Genomic DNA, 22,285 nt, shown 5'->3' on the forward strand with positions numbered 1-22,285 from the left:
ACAGTGGGGAAGGACAAATGCTCGGAGTCAGCCGCGATGGCGAAGTTGTCACCATCGAACTGCAGCGTCCGCAACGACGGAACGCACTCAACGAAGAGCTGGTCGGGCTGTTGCGCGACGCGATCGAGCAGGCCGCCGAATCGGCGCGCGTCATCGTGCTCACCGGCCAGGGACCGATCTTCAGCGCCGGCGCTGATCTGGACGGGGTTTACTCCGACACCTTCCTGGAGGGGCTACTAGGTATGTTGGCCACCATCCAGACGGTGCCGGTACCGGTGATCTCCGCCATCAACGGCGGAGCGCTCGGCGCCGGAGTACAGCTGGCCATCGCCTCGGACCTGCGCGTGATGAGCCCGGATTCGTTCATTGCCGTGCCTGCGGCGAAACTCGGTATCTCCGTGGACCGTTGGACCGTGCGGCGCCTCTCGGCGCTGATCGGCCCGGGCCCGGCGCGCACCATTCTGCTGGGCGCGGATCGGATCACGGCGCAGGACGCCTACAACTTCGGCTTCGCCAATAAGCTGGGCACGCTGGCCGACGCACAGCAGTGGGCCAAGCAGATCGCCGAGCTCGCGCCGCTGTCACTGCGGCATATGAAGCTGGTTTTCAACGATGACGGCAGTCGGACCACCGATACCGCCGAGCAGAGCGCGGCCCTGGCGGCGGCCTGGGCCAGCGATGATGCCAAGGAAGCGCGCGCAGCACGGCTGGAGAAGCGCCCGGCGAAGTTCACCGGCAGATGAACGGAGAGCGTATGGCTGCGAATGCACGCAAACTGGTGGGTATGGCTGCGGGTGCGTTCGGAATTTCCTGGTTGGTGCGGGCGGCGTGGGGTATCCCGTCCGCCATCGGCGCCTCGACGTCGGCCATCGCGCCGACGGCGACCGGTGCCACCACCTATCGCAAGGGGCAGTTCCACAACACCGAGCCGAGCTCCCAGCTCACCGGCTCCGGCCTGGATCTGCTGTATCAGCTTGTGACACAGCGGGATACGGGTCGCCCGCCGGGGCAGATCCCGGTGGAGACCCCGGTGGTGCCCGAGCAGGCGGCGGATCTGGCGGTCACCTGGTACGGCCACGCCTCCTGCCTGGTCGAGGTCGACGGCTATCGCGTACTGGCCGATCCGGTGTGGAGTGAGCGCGTCTCGCCGTCGCCGCTGGTCGGCCCGGCTCGGCTGCATCCGGTGCCGACACCGCTGGAGGCGCTGCCGCCCCTGGACGCGGTGCTCATCTCACACGATCACTACGACCATCTGGACCGCGACACCATCGATACGCTGGTGCGCACCCAGCGGGCGGTGTTCATCGTCCCGATCGGCATCGGCGCGCATCTGCGGCAGTGGTCGGTGCCGCCGCAGCGCATTGTCGAATTGGATTGGGGCTCTTCGGTTTCCCTCTCCGAACTGGAGCGCGAGCACGACGACGGCACCGATCTGGTCATCACCTGCTCCGAGGCCAGGCACTTCTCCGGGCGCGGGCTGGTGCGAAACACCACGCTGTGGGCGTCCTGGTCCATCGCCGGTCCGACCCGCCGGGTGTATTTCGGCGGCGATACCGGCTACACCAAGGCGTTCGCCGAGGCGGGTGCGCGGCTGGGCCCGTTCGATCTGACCCTGCTGCCCATCGGTGCGTACGACCGGCACTGGCCGGACGTGCACATGAATCCGGAGGAGGCGGTGCGCGCACACGCCGATCTGTGTGTCGGCGACCCGGGCTACGGCCTGCTGGTGCCGATTCACTGGGCAACCTTCAATCTGGCCTTTCACGGCTGGTCGGAGCCGGTACGCCGGCTGGTCGCGGCAGCGCAGGAGGCGGGCACCGCGGTCGCCGTGCCGAAGCCGGGACAGCGGATCGACCCGATTGGCCTCCCACCACGGGATACCTGGTGGGAGGATGTCCGCGAATGACCTAGGACCGAGAGTGAAGGAGCAGGGGCTGTGAGTCTGATAGACACGCTCAAGGGATTGGTCGGTAAGGGCAAGGAAGTGGCGGCCCAGAACGCCGACAAGATCGAGCAAGCGGTCGACAAGGGCAAGGACGTCCTGAACGAGAAGACCGGGGGGAAGTACTCGTCGCAGATCGACAAGGGCGCCGACGCGGTCAAGAACGCCATCCCGGCCGATGCCGCGGCAGAGGCGGCTCCGGCCGCTCCCGCCGAGCCCGCACCGGCCGAGGCGGCGGCTGCGCCCGCCCCGGAGCCGGCGCCCGAGCCGGCCCCGGAACCCGCTCCGGGGGACCAGCCTCCGGCGTAGTTCCACCCAGGTCGTTGCGGGCCGTTCGGTGTCCGGCTGAGAACGCGCCGGTGTCCTGAACGGCCCGTTGGCTTTTCATGCGCTCTAGACTGCAGGGATGGGGTCCCGGCGGGATTTCGGGGGCATCGAGGTTGGTCTGACCAACCTCGACAAGGTGCTGTATCCGGCCACCGGCACCACCAAGGGCGAGGTCATCGACTATTTCGCCGCGATCGCCCCGGCCCTGCTGCCGCATATCGCGGGCCGGCCGGTGACCCGCAAACGCTGGCCGAACGGGGTCGAGGCGGCCTCCTTCTTCGAAAAGAATCTGCCCGAGCACGCGCCGGCATGGTTGTCGCGCCGCACCGTCGAACATTCCGACCGCCCGGTGGTGTACCCGCTCATCGAATCGGTGGCGGCCATGGCCTGGCTCGGTCAGCAGGCGGCGCTGGAACTGCATGTGCCGCAATGGATTTTCGACGGTCTCGACCGCGGTCCGATCACCCGGCTGGTCTTCGATCTGGACCCCGGGCCGGGCGCCGGACTGGCGCAGTGCGCCGAGGTCGCGCTCATTCTGCGGGATGTGGTGCGTGAGGTGGGCCTGGACGCCTATCCGGTGACCAGCGGCTCCAAGGGAATTCACGTCTATGTGCCCCTGGACCGGCAGGTGGGCCCGAACGGCGCGTCCACCGTCGCCAAGCAGGTGGCCACCAATCTGCAGCAGCTGCGCCCGCACTTGGTGACGGCGAATATGGCCAAATCGGCGCGTGAGGGCAAGGTGCTGCTGGATTGGAGCCAGAACAATACGGCCAAGACCACCATCGCCCCGTACTCGCTGCGCGGCCGCACCGAGCCGTGGGTGGCCGCACCCCGCGGCTGGGACGAGATCGAGAAGCCGAAGCGGTTGCGGCACTTGCACTTCGACGAAGTGCTGCGGCGGTGGCAGGAGAGCGGTGATCTGCTGGCGGGGCTGGACGACCCGCTGTCCGAGCGCACCGGTGATCGCCTCGACACCTACCGCTCCATGCGGGACGCGCGGCAGACGCCGGAGCCGGTGCCGGTTGCCGCGCCGGTGCCGAGCGCCGGGAATCGCTATGTGATCCAACAGCATCGAGCGCGGCGGCTGCACTGGGATCTGCGCCTGGAGCGGGACGGCGTACTGGTCTCCTGGGCCGTGCCCAAGGGTCCGCCGATCGATACCCACGAGAACCGGCTCGCCGTCCACACCGAGGATCATCCGCTGGAATATCTGGACTTCCACGGCGCAATTCCCCAGGGCCAGTACGGGGCCGGGGAAATGGAGATTTGGGATTCGGGCGTCTACGAGACCGAGAAATGGCGCGCGGACGAGGTCATCGTGCGCCTGCGCGGGCAGCGGCTGGACGGCCGGTACGCGCTCATCCAGACCAACGGCAATCAGTGGCTCATGCACCTCATGAAGGATCAGGTAGCGCCGGAGGCCGCTGAAGACAGTGGTGCACAACAGGCTTCGAAGCCGAAGGAACCGGTGCCGCTGCCGCACGGCCTGACTCCCATGCTCGCGACGCCGGGCGATGTCGGCACGCTCGACGCCGACCGATGGGCGTTCGAGACCAAATGGGACGGCTTCCGCCTGATCGCCGAGATCGACGACGGCTCGGTCTCACTGCGCAGTCGCACCGGGCATGTGGTCACCGGCCGCTATCCCGGCCTGGCCGCACTGGGCAGCGAATTATCCGGCCACCGTGTGCTTTTGGACGGTGAGGCGGTGGTCTTCGACGATCACGGCGTCGCGAACCTGGGCCTGCTGCGCGCCGATTCCCATCGCGCGGTCTTCGTGGCCTTCGACGTCCTGCACCTGGACGGCACCTCCCTGCTGCGCAAACGCTACGACGATCGCCGGCTCGTTCTGGAAGCCCTGGCGAAACAGGCTCCGTCCCTTATGGTTCCGGCTCGCCTGGCGGGTTCGGGGGCGGAGGCCCTGCGGTACAGCCAGGACAGCGGCACGGAAGGCGTGGTGGCCAAACGCCGCGATTCCGTCTACCTGCCGGGTCGCCGCGGTAGTTCCTGGATCAAGACCCGCAATTGGCGCACGCTGCCGGTGGTGATCGGCGGCTATCGCAGTTCGGCGAACCGCCAATTCGCCTCGCTGCTGGTGGGGATTCCGCATGCGGGCGGCCTCTACTACCTGGGCCGGGTCGGTACCGGCTTCACCGACCGGGAGCTGACCGACCTGGCTGCCCAGCTCCGCCGCCTGGAACGCAAGACCGGCCCGTTCGACAATGAGCTCACCGCCGAGGAAGCCAAGGACGCCGTCTGGGTGAGCCCGAAACTCACCGGCACGGTCCGCTTCATGAACTGGACCGAGGCCGGACGCCTGTGGCATCCGGCCTGGATTCCCGCCTCGGACTGAGCCTCAGCGCGCCGGCGGCCAGCCCGTCTTCTCCAACAGCGGTGCGAGGGTGTCGGTATCGGTGACGACGGCATTGCCCTGGAAGGCGAATTCGTCCCAGGCGCGCGCCAATCCGGCCTCGTCACGACCACCGACGGCATCGCGCACCACCACCGGAACGAATCCGAGATCGGTGGAGTGCGCGACGGTCGGCGCAATGCCGATCTCCAGCGCCACGCCGGTAATGGCATACGCGCCGATGCCCAGATCGCGCAGTGTCGAGGCCAGCGGGGTGCCCTCGAAGGCCGACATGGTGGTCTTGTCGAAGACGACCTCGTCCGGCTGCGGCCGCAATTCCGGCACGAGCTGGAACCCGGGCGAATCGGGCTGCAGAATCGGATTCACCTCGTCCACCGAATCCACGCCCTGCCAGTTCATGGCCATCCGCAGCGCAAACGCGCCCATGAGCCGCTTGGGCAGGAACATGTGCCGCAGGAAGATCACCGGATACCCGCCGCGCCGGGCGGCCTCGACCACCCGCACGACCCGCTCCACCACCTGCTGCCCGTCCGGCAGCTGCCCGACCACCCCGACCTGCATGTCGTAGACGATCACCGCCAGCCGATCCGGCGCACACAGATCCTCGAGCGTCTCCGGAATCCGCACTCCATTACCGTGTCGCATCGCTCTCCGTTATCGGTAGCTCCCACAACAGCTTTCGAAAATCCACAGTACTAGGGAGTTGCCACCGGGAGGGGAGTCGCAGTCGTGCCGTGGTCGGCCTCGTCCCCGTGCGCTTGCTGGAAGCCGGGCAGGAACCGATCGGCGACGGGGATGAGCAGATGGATGAGGGGCCCGATCCCGAAGGCGTAGACCAGGGTTCCGATGCCGACGCTGCCGCCCAGTACCCAGCCGATCGCCAGTACGGTGACTTCGAGACAGGTCCGAACAATCCAGACCGGCCGACCGGTCCGCCGAACCAGTCCAGTCATCAGTCCATCACGCGGTCCCGGCCCCATCCCCGCGCCGATATAGAGCACGGTGGCTATCGCATTCAATACCACCGCCGCACCCATGGCCACGACCCGCAACCAGAGCCCGTCCAGGTGCGGAAGCGCCCGCAGCCCGACATCGACGGACACCCCGATCACCACGACATTGCTGATGGTCCCCAACCCCGGCATCTGCCGTAAAGGTATCCAGGCCAGCAACACCACGGCCCCGGTAATGGCAACGATGGTCCCGAAACTCAGCGACACATGCCCCGCCACCCCCTGATGAAAAACATCCCAGGGATCCAACCCCAGCGCCGCCCGCAGCATGACCGCCATAGACAAGCCGTACAACCACAACCCGACATAGAGGGCAACCAGCCGACGCAACAACATGCGCCAATCATCCCGACAGCTGGCCTTTTAAAACAGATCCACTTCCCAGTTACTGGCCTGTATCCGAATCGACTTCGCACGCCCAGCACCGCCCACCCTGGCACGAGGCGACGCGAATGCGCGCTCTGGCCGCTGCCCTATCAGCACGCCGTGGAGCGAGTGCTCGAGACCGAGCCGGAGAGGGGTGCTGCCCTATCGGTCCACAGGTCGCGACAGATTCGTCGGCTGCTCGAGGTGTGGCGTGCGAACCTGTCTGCCGTGATCGACACCCGCCGTCATTGTCGGCGCGGCTTGTGCCCCCGCCGCGCAGCTTTGGGGGTGCCGCGCAGCGTTGCGGGTGCCGCGCAGCCTTGCCGGTGGCTCTGCGGAGAGGGTGCTGGTGAGGGCGGCGAGGCAGCGCTGGCGTTGTGCTGGTACAGATGTTGCTGGTGGGGTGTTGTTGCGGCGTGGCTTCTTTCGGGCGCGCGGGAAGCCGCTGACCTGGGGGTATGGTCGCAGTAATTGTGGTTCTCCGATGCGCTGGAGCTGTCGGTCGGCGCGGTGCGAGTCCGTCGGGACTGGGGCGTCGGGGTATTCGACGCTGGAGGCGGGTATGCGGGGGAATGGCTCGGCGGGGTTCGGACGATTCGTGAGCGGGAGCGGTGGTGCGGGGTGGGGCCGGTCGGCGGTGACGGGGTTCGGGCGATTCGTGCGGCGGGGCGCGGTGCGCTGGCGGGCAGTGGTCGTCGGGATTGTTGTGGTGCTGGCCGGGGTTGTGGTTGCGCCGGTGGCCTCGGGGGATGTGCCGTTTCCGGAGGATGATCCGTTTTATGCCGCGCCGGCGTCGGTGGGATCCTTTCCCGATGGGGCGGTGCTGAATTCGCGGCCGATCTCGGCGTGGGGATTGCCGCTGCCTGTCGCGGGGTGGCAATTGCAGTTCCGGAGTACGGATTCGGCGGGGGCGGCCATTGCGGACGTGGCCACGGTGCTCACGCCGATGATGCCGTGGCTCGGGTCGGGTGGGCGGCCGCTGCTGTCGTATCAGGTGGCGGAGGACAGTCTCGGGACCCGGTGCGCGCCGTCGTTCGCGCTCGGGGGCGGGCGGGATCAGTCGATCATCAATACGGCGCTGGACATTCCGTTCCTCACCGCCATGCTGCTGCGGGGCTGGGCTGTTGTGGTCACCGATTACGAGGGGCCGCAGTCACGGTTCTTCGACGGGGTGAACTCCGGCCGAGGCGTGCTGGACGGTGTGCGCGCCGCCAAATCGTTTGCACCGGCCGGGATTACCGAGAGCAGCCCGATCGGCGCCTGGGGATACTCGGGTGGGGCCTTCGCCACGCTGTGGGCCATGCAGCAGCGGGCGGCCTATGCGCCGGAGCTGTCGTTCGCGGGCGTGGCCTCCGGTGGTGTGCCCGCCGGTATCGCGGATATCGCCCGCCGGGTCGACGGTCAGACGCAGGCCGGTCTGGCTGTCCTCATGCTGGTTGCGTTCGCGCGCAACGATATCGGATCGGGATTGCTATCGGATCTGAATGATCGCGGCCGCGATCTCGTCGCGCAGGAGTCCACGGCCTGTGGTGCGGATCTGGTGCTGCGGCACGTGAATCAGCAGCTGGATGAATACTCCGATACGCCGAACCTGCTGTGGCATCCGCGGTTCGTGGCCGCCACGCAGCGCCAGGAGCTCGGCGCGAGCGCGCCCGATGTACCGCTGTACATGTATCACAGCACCGCCGACGACGTGATTCCCGTCGCGGGCTTCTCCGCACTGGTGGATCGCTATTGCGCACTGGGAGCGGACATTACGGCCGTGCACTCCGCCATCCCGGGCCACAATCCCGCCGCCGCGGTGGAGTCCCTCGGTGCGATGAACTTCCTCGCCGACCGCTTCGCCGGACAGCCGGTGACCCCGGGCTGCACGGTGCGCTGAACCGGTCGGGGCGCACACCGGAAGGTGCGCGCCCCAACAGAATTCGGTACCTACGACTAGTTGACGGTGCTGTCGTTGTACTTGGTGGTGCCGGGAGCTGCCACGAGCGTGTTGACGAGGTCGATTCCGGCGATGAGCAGCGCGGGGCCGCCGACCACCAGGGTGCCGATAATGCCGCCGACCGCGGCGCCGGCGATAACGCTGGCGATGACGGTCGGCCCGGCGACAATTCCGGACAGGCCGACCAGTGCGCCGAGCGCGGTGCCGATGAGGCCGCCGATGGCGGTGGCAATGCCGAACTGGCTACTGAAAGTCTGCATGGCCAGCAGGTTTTCGGAAGGAGACGCCACCGGCTTGACCGCCACCGGGTACGCCGCGGCGACATCCTTGACCGCAGTGAGCGACAGCGTGTGGGAATCGTCGGCGAGCGAGCTCGTCAGCGGATACGCGGTCCCGTTGTCCTCGAAGGACAGCGGCAGGCTCACCAAAGTGTTACCCGCGGTGTCCTTGATGTTCACCGCGGAGCCGGTCACTTCGAACCGGCCATTCGTTAGAGTGGTCACCACGGTGTTGCCGACCAGGTTCGCCTGGTATCCGATATCGGGAACAGCGGAATCGGCATGTGCGACACCGGCTCCCGCGATGGCGACCGCAACTGCGATAGGCGCGGCAACTGCGGTGATCTTGCGCAGCATCATTTGGCTTTCCAACTTTCATCAGGTCCTACGGGGCAAACCCGTGCTCAACACGATCAATTCCCTTCCATCCGGAAATGTGTTGAGCCCCCACGCGTTTGCAACTACCCCTTTGCTAGGGATTACGTTAGCGCGCCCCGCCGACAGGTCGAACCATTTTTGCCACCTGTGTCAGATCAGAGCAGTATTTCGACCACGATTCCGGCCGCGCAGAGCAGTACCAGCAACAGCAGTGCTACCGCATCCGAGCGCCCCGGTGAGCTGGGCCGGGCAGTCAGTTCGCCGGTGCCGCCGCGGGTGGTGATGGCCTCGCCGAGCTCGCCCGCGCGCCGGCTGGAGACGGCCATACTCGCGGTCAGAATATCCACGAACGGGTTCTCCGACGCCCGGTGCACCAGCGAATCCTTGGGCCGCAGCTTGCGGGCCGCGCGCAGAATCCGCAGCTCCTCGAGCAGCAGCGGCAGCCCGCGCAGGGTCAGCGCGACCACCACGGCCCACTCGTCCACGGGCAGGCGGTGTGTGACGCCCCGGCGGGTCCAGCCCAGCCGCCGCAGCGGTGCGCCGAGCTTGGCCAGCGCGGGCGCGATCTCGCCCATGGGCGTGGTCCAGGCGACCAGGAACGACGCGCCCAGCAGCAGGAATCCGAAGAGGATGATCTGTGCGTAGCGCAGCACCGCGTCCAGGCCGACCGGTGCGTTGATGCCCGCCCCGATCAGAATGCCGACCCAGATCCACCACGGGAACCGCGGCAGTGTGCCGAGCGGTAACCGGGCCAGGAACCACACCGCGATCAGAAAGACCGCACTGACCGCCAGCAGCCCCCACGACGGCGTGAACATGAGCAGCACGCTGAAGACGAAGACGCCGACGATCTTGGTGCCGGCCCAGAGCCGGTGCACCGGACTGTCGACGGGAACCTCGCGGAGAATGACGCTCATCGGAGGCCTCCGGTGAAATCGTGCGCCGGGGCGGCGGCGGAATGGGTTGCGGCGGCCTCGTTGTCGACCAGATGTCCGTCGCGCAGGTGCACGATGCGGTCGCAGACCACCGCCATATCGGCGACATCGTGTGAGATGACGATCAGGGTCAGCCCGGAATCCCGCAGTCGCGCAAGCAGTTCCACCACTCCCGCCCGGCCCTCCGGATCGAGTCCGGCCAGCGGTTCGTCGAGCACCACCACCGCCGGGCGGCTCGCGACAATGGCGGCCAGCACCACCCGCTTGGCCTGCCCGCCACTGAGCGATTCGATGGAACGCGAGGCCAGCGCCCGATCCAGGCCCACCGCGTCGAGGGCGCGGGCCACGGCGGCGGTGCCGCGACCACCCCAGTCCTCGATTTCGCCGCCCACGGTCTGGCGCTGCAATTGCAGCCGGGAATGCTGAAATGCCAACTGCACGGCCCCGATTCGCTTGTGCGAGGCCCGGGTGCCGGTGAATTCGCGCAGCTCGCAACTGCCGCCGCTGGGAACGGTCAGCCCGGCCATGATCCACGCCAGCGTGGATTTGCCGGATCCGTTGCCGCCCACGACGAGCAGTGCCTCACCGCGCCGCACCGACAGGTCGATGCCGTGCAGGGCGGGCGCCTCCCAGGGCGTGCCGTGGTTGTAGGTGTGCCGCACATCGCGCAGTTCGAGGACGGTATCGCCCATGGGACGCTGCCGCCGATCGCGCACCGGCCGGGGCCACGCGGGCAGATGGTCGACCGAGCGCCCGCGCTCCAGATGCACCACCCGATCCGCGGCCGCCGCATCGGCCTCGTGATGGGTGACCAGCACGACCGCCATGGGGTGCCGGCGCGGCAGTTCGGCGAGCAGTGCGACCAGATCGCGCCGCCCCTCCGGATCGATCATGGAGGTGGCCTCGTCGGCCAGCAGCAGGGTGGGTTTGCGAGCGAGCGCGGCGGCGACGGCGAGCCGCTGCTGCTGTCCGCCGGAGAGCGTGGCGGTTTCGCGCCTGCCCATACCCGTCAGTCCGACTTCGCCGAGCAGCCCGTCGATATCGACCTGCGCGGCCAGTTCGGTGGGCAGCCCCCACACCACGTCGTCCTCGACGAGCACGCCGAGCGTCTGACTTTCCGGGCGCTGCAACACCATTGCGGTGCCGCCGGTGACGCCGAGTCCGGCCGATCCGGGCCGGGTGACGGTACCGCCGGTCGGCGGCCGCCCCGCGAGAATCCTGGTGAGCGTGGACTTTCCGGACCCGTTGTGCCCGACGATCGCCACGAATTCGCCCACCTGCACGGTCAGATCGATGCCGGACAGCGCATCGGTATGCGCGTCGGGATAACGAAAGGCGACCTGCCGCAAGGTGATCGGCAAGGGCGCGACGGGCCGGTCGTCGGCGGGCGCATCGAGCAGATCATCACGACCGGGCAGCCACGCCAGCCGATCGAGCACCGATCCGAGGACGAACCAGGACACGATGCCGGTGACGACCATGCCCGCGACGATGCCGCCGCCGATCCAGGCCCACCACCAGTGCAGGAACGCTTCGGTGTATCCGGCGATATGCCGCCCGAGCGGTTCGAGCAGCGCCTGCCGTGCCGCGAGGTTCTGCAGACCCTTGGCGCTGTTGCGAATATTGTCGAACAGCAGATGCCGTGTTCCCGCGAGCACCAGCAGCAGTCCGACGGAGAACGCGGCGAACGCCAGCCCGGCCAGCGCGGACAATCCGAGCACCGCGGGCAGTCCGCCGCGGCGGCGCTTGACGATCCCGATAATGCCGCCGATCACCGCCACGCCGATCAGATTGGTGGCAGGCGCGAATCCCGCCGCCACGAACGTCACCAGCGTTCCGGCCACGGTCGCCGTGAACACCGCGCGCAGTCGATGCCGGTGTGCGAGCAGTCCGATGGGCACCGCGGCCACCAATTGCAGCGCCGCCGCGAAGGGCACCAGCGACCCGACGGTCACCAGCCCGACGGTCGCCCCGCCGAGCACCGCCCCGGTCGCGAGTTCGATGGGCCGAAGTGGGCCGTGCGCAAGAACGGACCCGCGCTGCCGGTCCGGCATGGCATTACGAGTCTGGGACGAATCGGTCACGCTAACCAGTCTGCCGTGTCCCAGCGTGTCCCCAGGTAGACCTCACTACATTCACACAAGTTCGACAGGTTCTACATACATGCGCAACTATGCATGTATTGGATTGCGGCAGTTCGCCGCAATGTGCGCGGCCGGTCCTACTGCGCCGGATCCTTCGATACGACCTTGACCAGGTGCCAGGTGAAAGACGGGGCGTCGGCGGGCGGGTTGGGCCAGGGGCGCTGTTCGATGCGCAGCCGGTAGTGGAAGCCGGGCTGGTAATCGAAGCCCGAGATCCCGGTGTAGTGGAGTTCCCAGGGGCCGTTGGGGGTGCGGCTGACCTGGAGGCAGGTTTGAGGGGCGATGCCGCTGCACGGGACGGGCTGATCGGCCACGTAGAGGTCGAATTGTTCGGTGCCGGGGTCCGTGGTGGTCGCGGCCGAGGAGGTCGCGGGCCGGTCGGGATTATCGGAGCCGCAGGCGGTGAGGGGCAGGACTGCCAGTAGTGCGAGCAGCGCTGAGAGCGGTAGGCGAGTGCGCATGGCGTGAATATGCCACAGGTTTGCTGTGGGCCGGGTTCATGCCGAGGTGAGTCGGTAGTCAGCGCGCCGGACCTTGCGGGTGCGGCGGCGGTAGCTGCGGGTGGTGCCGGGCCAATTATTGGTGATGCGACCGGATTTCGTGCGATACCAGCTGGTGCAGAAGTTCCACGGGGTGCGGGCGAGTCGCTGCTGCAGGGCGGTGTTGTACTCGCGCTCGGTCTCTGGCAGTACTTCCAGGCAGTGTCCGGGCTGTTCGGCCAGCAACTGCACGGCATGCCGGATATAGCGCGCCTGCGACTCGATCATGTAGATGATCGAGCCCACACCGAGATTGGTATTCGGGCCGTAGACCATGAACATATTCGGGAAGTCCGGCACCGTGATGCCGAGATAGGCATGCGCGCCGTCCTCCCACACATCCGCCAGAGTGCGCCCGCCGCGACCGCGAATCTTCATGGGCCACAGGAACTCCGTCCCCTTGAACCCGGTGCCGTAGATGATCACATCGGCCGCGTGCAGCGCCCCGTCGGCCGTCCGCACCCCCTCCGGCACGATCTCGCTGATCGCCGTCGTCTCCACCGCGACATTCGGCTGCGCCAATGCCGGGTAGTAGTCATTGGAGAACAATGCGCGCTTACACCCGATCGGATAGTCCGGCGTCAGCTCGGCCAGCAATTCCGGATCGGTGACCTGCTCCGCGAGATGCTTGCCGGCCATTCGCGCCACCGCCCGCGTGATCGCCGGATACTCCACCAGCCCCAGCGCCACGAACTCGGCGATCGCCCACCACGAGAAGCGTTCCGCCACCGGCAATCCCGGCACATGCAACAGCACCCGCTGATGAATCGGCTTGTAATCGGTATCGAATTTGGGCAGCACCCAGGCCGCCGTCCGCTGGAATACCGTCAGCTGCGCTACCTGCGGCTGGATCTCGGGAACGTACTGAATGGCACTGGCCCCGGTCCCGATGCACGCCACCCGCTTACCGGCCAGCTCCACCCCGTGATCCCACCGCGCCGAGTGAAACGCCTCCCCGGCAAAGCTTTCGACCCCGGTGATGGCGGGCAGCGCGGGCCGCGACAATTGCCCGACCGCGGAGATCAGCACATCCGCCGTGCGCGCATCGCCATCGGCGGTCTGCACCGTCCACTGCCCGCTGACCTCATCGAATTCCGCCTCGGTCACCTCCGCGCCGAAGACGATCTGCTCGAACAGCCCGTGCCGCTCGGCCACCCCGCGGATATACGCGACAATGTCCTCCCGCCTCGAATACCGCTGCCGCCACTTGGGTTTCGGCTCATAGGAGAACGAGTACAGCGGCGAAGGCACATCACACGCCGCCCCCGGATACGTATTCTCCCGCCACACCCCGCCCAGATCGGCCGCCCGCTCCAGAATGGTCACCTCCCGAAACCCATTCCGTTGCAGCTCGATAGCCATCCCGAGTCCGCCGAACCCCGCACCGATGACAATGACCGAAGGCATATGGCCCACCTCACATCGAAGACCTCTCAACTGTAAGAGCGCGCCGTCAGGTTCGTGGGCGACCGGATCGAGAATTTCGGCCATAATCTGGCTATGAGTCAGGTGCAGGAGGCGGGGATTCGGGACTGGGACTTTCCGCGCGGGGTGGCGAGTGTTGCCCTGATGGTGGGGTTTGCGCGGGAGCAGGGGGTGGCGGCGGGGCGAATATTGCAGGGGAGCGGGCTGGGGGAGAAGGCGCTGGGGGATCCGGATGCGCAGATCGATGCGCATACCGAGCTCGCGGTGATCCGGAATCTGGTGCGGGAGCTGGGGGCGCGGCCGAACCTCGGGCTGGAGCTGGGGCGGCGGTATCGGATCACCACGTTCGGGATCTTCGGGTTCGCGTGTGTGAGCAGTCCGACGCTGGGGGAGGCGATCGCCTTCGCACTGCGGTATCTGGAGTTGAGCTTCACGTTCTGCATTCCGGTGGCGCGGTGGCAGCCGGGCGAGTTCGTGGCCCGCATCCATGATGAGCGCATCCCCGCCGATGTGCGCCGGTTCCTGGTGGAGCGGGATGTGACCGCCATGTTCCAGATGCTCTGCGATCTGCTGGGCCATCGGGTGGATCTGCTGCGGGCCGAATTCGATTTCGCGACACCGGAGAATATCGACCTGTATCGCGAGATTTTCGGAGTGCTGCCGCTGTTCGAGCAGCCGCACAATCTGTTCTCGCTGGATCCGGCGATCCTGGAGCAGCCGCTGCCGCAGGCCAATGAGCACACGCTCGCCATGTGCCTGGCGCAGTGCCGGGAGCTGGTCTCACGCCGCCGGGCCCGCACCGGCATCGCGGCGGACGTGCGCGAGCTGCTGGTCCCGCGCGGCGGCGCCGACGGTTTCGCCGCACCACCCGGAATCGACGCGGTGGCAAGGGATCTCAATATGAGCACCCGCACCCTGCGCCGCCATCTGGATACCGCGGGCACCAGCTATCGGCAGCTGCTGGACGAGGTGCGCCGGGCGCTGGCGGAGGAAATGCTCACCGCCACGCCGCTTTCGGTGAGCGATGTGGCGATCCGGCTCGGTTATGCGGAGGCCTCGACCTTCATCCACGCCTTCAAAAGATGGACGGGGACAACGCCTTCGGCCTATCGGCGCGGCGCGGTCAGTCCTGTGGTTCGCTGAGCCACCCGCCCATGGCGACGGGCCGGAACATGGACAGCAGCCGGCCGTCCTGAATGGAGTGCATGACCAGCGAGGGGTCCGGCGCGAAGTCGATCGGCACATGTCCCGATCGGGCCGTCTCCCATTCGCCGCCGATGGTGGAGGAGACGCTCGGCGCGACGATGAGCGGTTTGCCCGCGAAGGACGTGACCAGGCCCGAATGCACATGTCCGGTGAGCACACCGAGAATGCGATCGTCGCCGGACACGATGTTCTCCAGCCGCTCCGGATTCGTCAGCCGAATGGGATCGACCACCGTGCTGAGTACCGGAACCGGCGGATGGTGCATGGCGATCAGCACCAGCTCGTCCGGCGGCGCGGCGGACAGCAGATCGATGAGCCAGGAATAGGTCTCGTCCTCGAGCAGCCCCTCGGGCTTGCCCGGAATGCTGGAGTCGAGCAGGGCCAGCGTGACACCGTCGACGCTGTGCGCCTGATTGATCGGCGCATAACTCGCGGTGCCGTCCAGCAGCACCTTGCGCATATTGCCGCGATCATCGTGATTGCCGGGCATGATCACCACCGGCACGTCGGCGACCAGGGCATTGCGGGCCTGCTGGTACTCCTCGATATCGCCTTCGTCGGCGATATCCCCGGTCACGATGATGACGTCGGGGCGCTGCGGCAGCTCGGCCAGATAGGCCATCACCCGCTCGGCGCGTTCATTGTTCCTGGCGCCCATATTGAAGTGGGTGTCACTGAGCTGTGCCAGCAGAACCATCGGCATTCGCTTTCTGTGAAGGGCCGCATCATTGCGCCCGATCGTGCCGCGCCAACGCGTCACGTCACCAGGCTAGATGCCCTGCCCGCATGGATCTCAGTGAGACTCGCCACCGAATATAGCGATGCCACATTAACGGTCGCCCGGAGTGACCGGGGTCATCAGCTCGCGCGCGATACTCAACAGTTGCACGGGATCCGCGGATTCCGCACCGGCAGCCCAGAATTCCGGGCCCGGCTCGGCTTCCAGATCCAGCACCGGGGGAGTGCGCCAATCCGCGTCCAGCAGCAGCCGCCACGAATGCAGATAGGTGCGGGCATGGGCACCGGACCTGTCGAAGAGCGGATCGCCGACGATGGGATGCCCGATCCAGGCCAGATGCACCCGAATCTGATGCCGCCGCCCGGTGATCGGCCGCAGCGCCAGCACGGTATGCGTTTCGGTGCGGGCGAGGGTCGCGAATTCGGTGACCGACGGATAGTTCTTGCCCGCCAGCACATCCCGCTCGTCCACCCGCCAGCGCTCGCCCTCGCGCTGAATGCTCTCGCGCGGCGCGGCAATGCGGATCCGGTTCTTGCGCCCGACACTCAGCGGCAGGTCGATGACGCCGCGGTCCGGCAGATCCGCCGGACCGGTGGTGACCGCCAGATACGCCTTCTGCGCCGTGCGCTTGTTGAACTGCCGGGTCAATTGCCCGTGTGCCGGCAGTTCTTTGGCGAGCAGCACCAGTCCGGAGGTCACCTTGTCGATGCGATGCACCGGGTACAGCGTCTCCCCGTGCGCGGCGGCGAGCTCCACGATGTCGGTGTCGTGGCGCTCGCCGGTCACCGAGATCCCGGCCGGTTTATTGAGCGCGAGGACATTGTCGTCCTCAGTGATCAGGCACTGTTTCCGCAGTTCGGGCCAACGCGTATCCACAGTGCCCACCCTAGAGAGCGTCCGCGCTCAGGCGATGGCCCGCTCCAGTTCGGCCAGCCCGTCCTCCATATGCGCGGGCAGCCGATCCAGATCCGGCACGGTGCGGCGGCAGCCGACGAACCCGAAATCGAGGTTCTCCCCATTGGTGGTGAGCGTGATGTTCATGGCCTGCGATTCGAACGGAATCGACAGCGGATAGTTGCTGTCCAGTCGAGCGCCCTGCATGTAGACCGGTTTACGCGGTCCGGGCACATTGGAGATGACCAGATTGAACGGCATGCGCGGCAGCGCCTCGAACCCCGGCAGCAGTGAGACGCCCAGCGGCGACATGAGCAGCGCCGAGAGCGCCATGGCCTCCAGCTTCGGCAGCTGGGTGAAGACCTGCTTGGCCTCGCGCATGGAGGTGCTGATCGCGGTCAGCCGCGCCATCGGATCATCCAGGTGGGTGGCCAGATTCGCCAGGCAGGCCGCGACCATATTGCCCTCGGAGGCGTCGGCCTCGGCGGCGGTGCGAATATTCACCGGCACCATGGCGATGAGCGGTTCGGCCGGCAGTCCGTCGTGCTCGATGAGATAGGTGCGCAGCGCGGCGGCGCTCATGGCCAGCACCACATCGTTGACGGTCGCGCCGGTGGCCTGGCGCACCCGGTTGATGCGCTCGAGCGGCCAGGAGCGCACGGCAATGCGCCGCGCTCCGCCGATCGACACATTGAACATGGTGCGCGGCGCGGTCATGGGCATGGTGAGCCTTCCGTCGATCGCTCCGCGCAATGGCGCGGCAATCGATGCGGTGCTACGGACCATGCGCGGCAAGGCTTTTCGCAACTGCTGCCATGAGCTGGTGCGTTCGACGGCCGCGAGCTCGACGCTTTCGCGAATCGGCGCGGTGCCCCACGGCACCCGCACCTGCGTATCCAGCGGATCGTCGGTGAGGGTGCGCTGCAGCAATCGCATGGCGGAGACGCCGTCGATGAGCGCGTGGTGCATTTTCATATAGAGCGCGAAGCGCCCGTCGTCGAGGCCCTCGATGAGCCGGGCCTCCCACAGCGGCCGGTGCCGGTCGAGCAGGATGCCGTGTAGTCGTTCGGTGAGATCCAGCAGATCCTCCATGCCGCCGGGCCCCGGCAGCGCGCTGCGCCGCAGGTGATAGCCCAGATCGACCTGCGCGGCATGGGACCAGGACACGCTGGAGAAGCCGCCGAAGGTGCGGCTGGGATGCCTGCGGAAGCGCGTGCGCACCTCGGTGGAGGCGGACATGGCCGTAAAGAGGTCGTGCACGAACTCGGGCCCCGCGTCGGCGGGCGGTTCGAACAGCTGCAGACCACCCACGTGCATCGGATGTTCGCGGGATTCGATGGCAAGGAAAATAGCGTCGAGAGGATTCAGAAGGTCCATCGGTTTCGCCTAACCGGTGGGGCAGCGCTGTTCGACATTCGGCACGCACAACTGCCCAGGGAGATACGGTCGAGCGACGCTGCCCCCCGCTGCGTTGACGGTGAATTAGATTATCACTGTGCTTGTTTCGTTATAACCGGAACTTCGGAAAGCAAACCTTCAGCTGGTGTGCCATAAGTTTGCTCTCTGCCCAGATCGTCGATCGACGCGAAGGACATGCCGACAATGGTACGGCGGCCGTGCGCGAATGGGTGGACCCGATGCAGCGTCGTGTCGGAGCGCATCAGATAGAGGTCGAGAGGCTGCAGCTCCCACGACTGAATGGGATTGCGGGTAAGGGTTCGGTACACGTCGGAGTGATCCCAGTCCCGCCGGGTGTGCGCCACCGTCTGCACGAAACCGCCCTCCTCCAGGGGTGGGCACTCCACCACCAGGATCAGTGCGAAAGCATAGTCATCCCAATGCCATTGGCTGTCCGCGTCATCGTGCTGCCGTCGCCGCACCGCATACCGCTCCGGACCCGGGCACGGCAGCACCGGCTCCGTCGCCACCGTAGTGAGACTGTGCCGCAACAGTTCACAGTCGTAGAGCTGCGGAATGCATTGGCCGCGCGCGTCGACCTCCCGCGGGCCGAGGTCGATCGCATGCCGCTCGGGCGCCTCGGCGCCGGGTGCGATCCAGGACTGATGATGATCGAGCATGGTCAGCGCCTCGGCAGCCAGCGCCCGCTTGACCCGGTAGGGCAGCAGGAAACCCAGGCGGGCGATTCCGGTCTCGGCCAGCCGGTCTCGCGCATGACGCAGGGCTGCGGGATCCACCGCCGTCAGATGTTTGCGGGCGGCGTCCACGGAACTGTGGGGCTGCACCTGGTCGATTGTAATCCGTTGCCTGCCAACGAATATGGAATCAGGTTCCCGATTGATCACGATCGGGTGGCGAGCGCGCCTCGGGCGGCGGGCACCGACTCGCCCGAAGGACGGCGGTGTGCCGGAGCCGCAGGCCGGTTCGGCGTAGCTTGAGATTTGCTATGGCTGACTACGGGCATGAGCTGAGGTTCGGGATCTTCGTTCCGCCCGAGGCGGCGCGGGGGCGGTCGCTGCTGCGGCTCATTCAGCGCGCCGATGCCACCGCCGGGCTGGAAGTGCTGGCGGTTCAAGATCATCCGTATCAGCCCGCCTTCCTGGACACCTGGACGCTGCTGTCCTACGTCGCCGCCATGACCCGCACCCTCACCCTCATGCCCGCGGTGGCCAATCTGCCGCTGCGCCCGCCCGCCGTGCTCGCGCGCAGCGCGGCCAGCCTGGATCTGCTCAGCGGCGGCCGCGTGGAGCTGGGAGTGGGCGCGGGCGCGTTCTGGGACGCCATCGAAGCCATGGGCGGGCAGCGGCGCACGCCGGGGCAGGCGCTGACGGCACTGCGTGAGGCGATGGGCGTCATGCGTGCGCTGTGGGGTGAGGGACGCCCGAACCTCGAAGGCGAGTACTACTCCCTGCGCGGCGCCAAGGCCGGACCGGCTCCCGCGCATCGGATAGGCATCTGGCTGGGCGTCTACGGTCCCCGCGCGCTGCGCATGACCGGCGAACTGGCCGACGGCTGGCTCGGCGGATTCTCCTATGCCCCACCGGATCTGCTCGCCGGGCTGATGTCCGCCATCGATACCGGCGCCCGCGAGGCGGGCCGCGTGCCCGCGCTCATCCGACGCGCCTACATCATCGATGCGTCCATGCCGGTCGCGCAGCTCACGGAGGTGGCGCTGGCACACGGCATCAGCGAATTCCTGCTGCCGGTCGATCCGGACGGGGAGGGGGCGACCATGCGGTTCGCCGTCGAGACAGCCCCGGCGGTACGTGCCGCGGTCGCCGCGGCGCGTGTCGCCTGAGGAGCGTTCCGGACGTCAGTGCAGTTCGAAGAACGTGCTGTTGATGATCTGCCGCAGCGGTGACAGCGCACCGTCGTAGCTGACCCGATCCGAACGCACGGTGTGCAGTGAGCTGTCACCGCGCAGGGGATCCTCGCAGATGACGCGAATCCGCTTGGTATCGGTACGAATCGAGCCGAGTGTCAGGTCCACCGCGCCCGCGGTGTTCACCGATCCCCAGGGTCCGGCGATGTCCTTGCCCGCGATCTGACAGCGGGCGCCGGCCTTCTCGCCGGTGACGTGCGCGGTGACGGTGCTGCGGCCCTGGATGACGGCCTTGGGCTCGCTGTTGGCGGTGGCCGCGCCGGCGGCGAGCAGGGTGCCGAGTGTCCCGATCACGACGGCGGTGGTGATGCGGGTGCGGAGCGATCGACTCATGGTTCCGATAGTGAAGCGCTTCATATGAGATTCTCGTGAGGTCGGGGGGTGAATTGGCGATGAACTTCGCGCCAAGACCTGTTCAGGCGAAGCAGTGACCGGGCTGTCTGCGGGACTTCCACCACGCCGACATTATCGAACATCGATCCGCTTGCCATCGGCACCGGCTCGAGATGATTCCAAATCCACAGGAGCCGAATCCGGCGGAGTGACCGCCCGGCCGGAGTGTTCTCTGCCAGAATCGAATAGCTGTGAGTACGCTGACCCCGTTCATCGTGGGTTCCGGAGCCGATAGGACCAGCTGCGGACCGACCTCGAGGAGGATGTGGTGACTGCCGTAGCTCCCAAGCCGGACCCGGGACTGGAGGCCGCTCGGCCCTACCCGGCGCGGCTGGGCCCCAAGGGTTCGTTCATCTACAAGGCGGTGACGACGACCGATCCCAAGGTGCTTGGCGTCATGTACATCACCACCGCGATTTCGTTCTTCCTCATCGGCGGTCTATTGGCGCTGCTCATGCGTGCGGAGCTGGCGCGCCCGGGCATGCAGTTCCTGTCGACGGAGCAGTTCAATCAGCTGTTCACCATGCACGGCACGATCATGCTGCTGTTCTATGCGACGGCCATCGTGTTCGGCTTCGCGAACCTGATCCTGCCGCTGCAGATCGGCGCGCCCGATGTGGCCTTCCCGCGGCTGAACGCCTTCAGCTACTGGCTGTACCTGTTCGGCGCGTCGATGGCCACCGCCGGATTCGTGACTCCCGGCGGCGCGGCCGACTTCGGCTGGACCGCCTACACGCCGCTGTCGGACATCGTGCACTCGCCGGGCGTGGGTGGCGATCTGTGGATTCTGGGTCTGGCGGTGTCCGGTCTGGGCACCATTCTCGGTGGTGTGAACATGCTGACCACGGTGGTCTGCCTGCGCTGCCCCGGTATGACCATGTTCCGGATGCCCATCTTCACCTGGAATATCGCCGTCACGAGTGTGCTTATCCTGCTGGCCTTCCCGCTGCTGACCGCGGCGCTGTTCGGGCTCGCCTACGACCGGCACCTGGGCGGGCACATCTACGATCCGGCCAATGGCGGGGCCATCCTGTACCAGCACCTGTTCTGGTACTTCGGCCATCCCGAGGTGTACATCATCGCGCTGCCGTTCTTCGGCATCGTCTCGGAGATCTATCCGGTGTTCTCGCGTAAGCCGATCTTCGGTTACACCACGCTGGTGTACGCGACCCTGGGCATCGCGGCGCTGTCCATCGCGGTGTGGGCGCACCACATGTACGCGACGGGATCGGTTCTGCTGCCGTACTTCTCGTTCATGACCTTCTTGATCGCGGTGCCGACGGGCGTGAAGTTCTTCAACTGGATCGGCACCATGTGGCGGGGTCAGCTGACCTTCGAGACGCCGATGCTGTGGTCGCTCGGCTTCCTGGTGACGTTCCTGTTCGGTGGACTGTCGGGTGTCATTCTGGCCAGCCCGCCGCTCGACTTCCATGTCTCCGACAGCTATTTCGTCGTGGCGCACTTCCACTACGTGCTGTTCGGCACCATCGTGTTCGCCACCTTCGCGGGCATCTACTTCTGGTTCCCGAAGATGTCGGGCCGGCTGCTGGACGAGCGGCTGGGCAAGTGGCACTTCTGGGCGACCTTCGTCGGCTTCCACACCACGTTCCTGGTGCAGCACTGGCTGGGCAACGAGGGCATGCCGCGCCGGTACGCCGATTACCTGCCGAGCGACGGATTCACCACGCTGAACACGATTTCCACCATCGGCTCCTTCATTCTGGGCGCGTCGATGCTGCCGTTCGTGTGGAACGTCTTCAAGTCCTACCGCTACGGCGAGGTCGTGACCGTGGACGATCCGTGGGGCTACGGCAACTCCCTGGAGTGGGCGACGTCCTGCCCGCCGCCGCGGCACAACTTCTACGAGCTGCCGCGTATTCGCTCCGAGCGCCCCGCGTTCGAGCTGCACTATCCGCACATGGTCGAGCGCATGCGCGCCGAGGCCCATGTCGGCTGGGGGTCCAGGTCGCACAACGTGGCCGAGGAAGCGCAGATCCACAGCTGACAAATATTTAGGTTTGACATACTAACTACCCTCGTCCTAATCTTGTGT

Annotated in this window: 20 protein-coding genes; 8 read left to right on the top strand and 12 right to left on the bottom strand. The window is 66.9% G+C overall.

Annotated elements, in window-relative coordinates; all coding sequences use genetic code 11:
- Window positions 1–17: 17 nt before the first annotated feature.
- From OG326_RS05855 to OG326_RS05870, 4 genes are all read left to right on the top strand, one after another.
- Complete coding sequence (locus tag OG326_RS05855; RefSeq protein ID WP_327143576.1) at window positions 18–743, top strand: enoyl-CoA hydratase; 726 nt, start codon at window positions 18–20, stop codon at window positions 741–743.
- Window positions 744–754: 11 nt separating this feature from the next.
- The gene (locus OG326_RS05860) at window positions 755–1,906 is read left to right on the top strand and encodes an MBL fold metallo-hydrolase (RefSeq protein WP_327143577.1); all 1,152 of its coding nucleotides are present in this window, start codon (window positions 755–757) and stop codon (window positions 1,904–1,906) included.
- 30 nt (window positions 1,907–1,936) lie between these two features.
- Window positions 1,937–2,251, top strand: a complete 315-nt coding sequence (locus tag OG326_RS42985) for an antitoxin (protein WP_442790922.1) — start codon at window positions 1,937–1,939, stop codon at window positions 2,249–2,251.
- Window positions 2,252–2,348: 97 nt separating this feature from the next.
- Window positions 2,349–4,622 (top strand): ATP-dependent DNA ligase, encoded by a 2,274-nt coding sequence (locus OG326_RS05870; RefSeq protein WP_327143578.1) that lies wholly within the window; start codon window positions 2,349–2,351, stop codon window positions 4,620–4,622.
- 3 nt (window positions 4,623–4,625) lie between these two features.
- On the opposite strand, the gene OG326_RS05875 is transcribed toward OG326_RS05870, so the two are convergent.
- Both OG326_RS05875 and yczE read right to left on the bottom strand, forming a co-directional pair.
- A complete protein-coding gene (locus tag OG326_RS05875; protein WP_327143579.1) occupies window positions 4,626–5,285 on the bottom strand; it encodes a cysteine hydrolase family protein in 660 nt (219 codons plus the stop codon).
- 50 nt (window positions 5,286–5,335) lie between these two features.
- Complete coding sequence (gene yczE / locus OG326_RS05880; protein WP_327143580.1) at window positions 5,336–5,989, bottom strand: membrane protein YczE; 654 nt, start codon at window positions 5,987–5,989, stop codon at window positions 5,336–5,338.
- Window positions 5,990–6,617: 628 nt separating this feature from the next.
- Here yczE and OG326_RS05885 point away from each other — a divergent pair.
- Window positions 6,618–7,901, top strand: a complete 1,284-nt coding sequence (locus OG326_RS05885) for a lipase family protein (RefSeq protein ID WP_327143581.1) — start codon at window positions 6,618–6,620, stop codon at window positions 7,899–7,901.
- 56 nt (window positions 7,902–7,957) lie between these two features.
- Here the strand turns inward: OG326_RS05885 and OG326_RS05890 are convergent, their stop codons facing one another.
- The 5 genes from OG326_RS05890 to OG326_RS05910 form a co-directional block, all read right to left on the bottom strand.
- Window positions 7,958–8,599: an ammonium transporter gene (locus OG326_RS05890; RefSeq protein WP_327143582.1), complete on the bottom strand. Its 642-nt coding sequence runs from the start codon at window positions 8,597–8,599 to the stop codon at window positions 7,958–7,960.
- Window positions 8,600–8,772: 173 nt separating this feature from the next.
- The gene (locus tag OG326_RS05895) at window positions 8,773–9,534 is read right to left on the bottom strand and encodes an energy-coupling factor transporter transmembrane component T family protein (protein ID WP_327143583.1); all 762 of its coding nucleotides are present in this window, start codon (window positions 9,532–9,534) and stop codon (window positions 8,773–8,775) included.
- Window positions 9,531–11,606 carry an ABC transporter ATP-binding protein gene (locus OG326_RS05900; RefSeq protein ID WP_327146393.1) on the bottom strand — a complete coding sequence of 692 codons (2,076 nt, stop codon included), beginning with the start codon at window positions 11,604–11,606 and terminating at the stop codon, window positions 9,531–9,533. The genes OG326_RS05895 and OG326_RS05900 overlap by 4 nt, the downstream gene beginning before the upstream one ends.
- 167 nt (window positions 11,607–11,773) lie before the next feature.
- On the bottom strand, window positions 11,774–12,157 hold the full coding sequence (locus tag OG326_RS05905) for a DUF4377 domain-containing protein (protein ID WP_327143584.1): 384 nt from the start codon (window positions 12,155–12,157) through the stop codon (window positions 11,774–11,776).
- Between the two features lie 36 nt (window positions 12,158–12,193).
- Window positions 12,194–13,642 (bottom strand): flavin-containing monooxygenase, encoded by a 1,449-nt coding sequence (locus tag OG326_RS05910; RefSeq protein ID WP_327143585.1) that lies wholly within the window; start codon window positions 13,640–13,642, stop codon window positions 12,194–12,196.
- A gap of 93 nt (window positions 13,643–13,735) precedes the next feature.
- Here OG326_RS05910 and OG326_RS05915 point away from each other — a divergent pair, with 93 nt between their 5' ends.
- Window positions 13,736–14,803, top strand: a complete 1,068-nt coding sequence (locus tag OG326_RS05915; protein WP_327143586.1) for an AraC family transcriptional regulator — start codon at window positions 13,736–13,738, stop codon at window positions 14,801–14,803.
- Here the strand turns inward: OG326_RS05915 and OG326_RS05920 are convergent.
- From OG326_RS05920 to OG326_RS05935, 4 genes are all read right to left on the bottom strand, one after another.
- On the bottom strand, window positions 14,784–15,569 hold the full coding sequence (locus OG326_RS05920; protein WP_327143587.1) for a metallophosphoesterase: 786 nt from the start codon (window positions 15,567–15,569) through the stop codon (window positions 14,784–14,786). The genes OG326_RS05915 and OG326_RS05920 overlap by 20 nt on opposite strands.
- A 126-nt stretch (window positions 15,570–15,695) precedes the next feature.
- Complete coding sequence (locus tag OG326_RS05925) at window positions 15,696–16,481, bottom strand: RluA family pseudouridine synthase (RefSeq protein WP_327143588.1); 786 nt, start codon at window positions 16,479–16,481, stop codon at window positions 15,696–15,698.
- Between the two features lie 27 nt (window positions 16,482–16,508).
- A complete protein-coding gene (locus OG326_RS05930) occupies window positions 16,509–17,876 on the bottom strand; it encodes a WS/DGAT/MGAT family O-acyltransferase (protein WP_327143590.1) in 1,368 nt (455 codons plus the stop codon).
- A 113-nt stretch (window positions 17,877–17,989) separates the two neighbouring features.
- On the bottom strand, window positions 17,990–18,742 hold the full coding sequence (locus tag OG326_RS05935) for a HalD/BesD family halogenase (protein WP_327143591.1): 753 nt from the start codon (window positions 18,740–18,742) through the stop codon (window positions 17,990–17,992).
- A 161-nt stretch (window positions 18,743–18,903) separates the two neighbouring features.
- On the opposite strand from OG326_RS05935, the gene OG326_RS05940 reads away from it, so the two are divergent.
- Window positions 18,904–19,755 carry an LLM class flavin-dependent oxidoreductase gene (locus OG326_RS05940; protein WP_327143592.1) on the top strand — a complete coding sequence of 284 codons (852 nt, stop codon included), beginning with the start codon at window positions 18,904–18,906 and terminating at the stop codon, window positions 19,753–19,755.
- Window positions 19,756–19,770: 15 nt separating this feature from the next.
- Here the strand turns inward: OG326_RS05940 and OG326_RS05945 are convergent, their stop codons facing one another.
- Complete coding sequence (locus OG326_RS05945; RefSeq protein ID WP_327143593.1) at window positions 19,771–20,172, bottom strand: hypothetical protein; 402 nt, start codon at window positions 20,170–20,172, stop codon at window positions 19,771–19,773.
- Window positions 20,173–20,500: 328 nt separating this feature from the next.
- Here OG326_RS05945 and ctaD point away from each other — a divergent pair, with 328 nt between their 5' ends.
- Window positions 20,501–22,237 (top strand): aa3-type cytochrome oxidase subunit I, encoded by a 1,737-nt coding sequence (ctaD, locus tag OG326_RS05950; protein WP_327143594.1) that lies wholly within the window; start codon window positions 20,501–20,503, stop codon window positions 22,235–22,237.
- The last annotated feature ends 48 nt before the right edge of the window (window positions 22,238–22,285 follow it).

It is taken from the genome of Nocardia sp. NBC_01327 (genome assembly GCF_035958815.1).
GTDB lineage: Bacteria > Actinomycetota > Actinomycetes > Mycobacteriales > Mycobacteriaceae > Nocardia.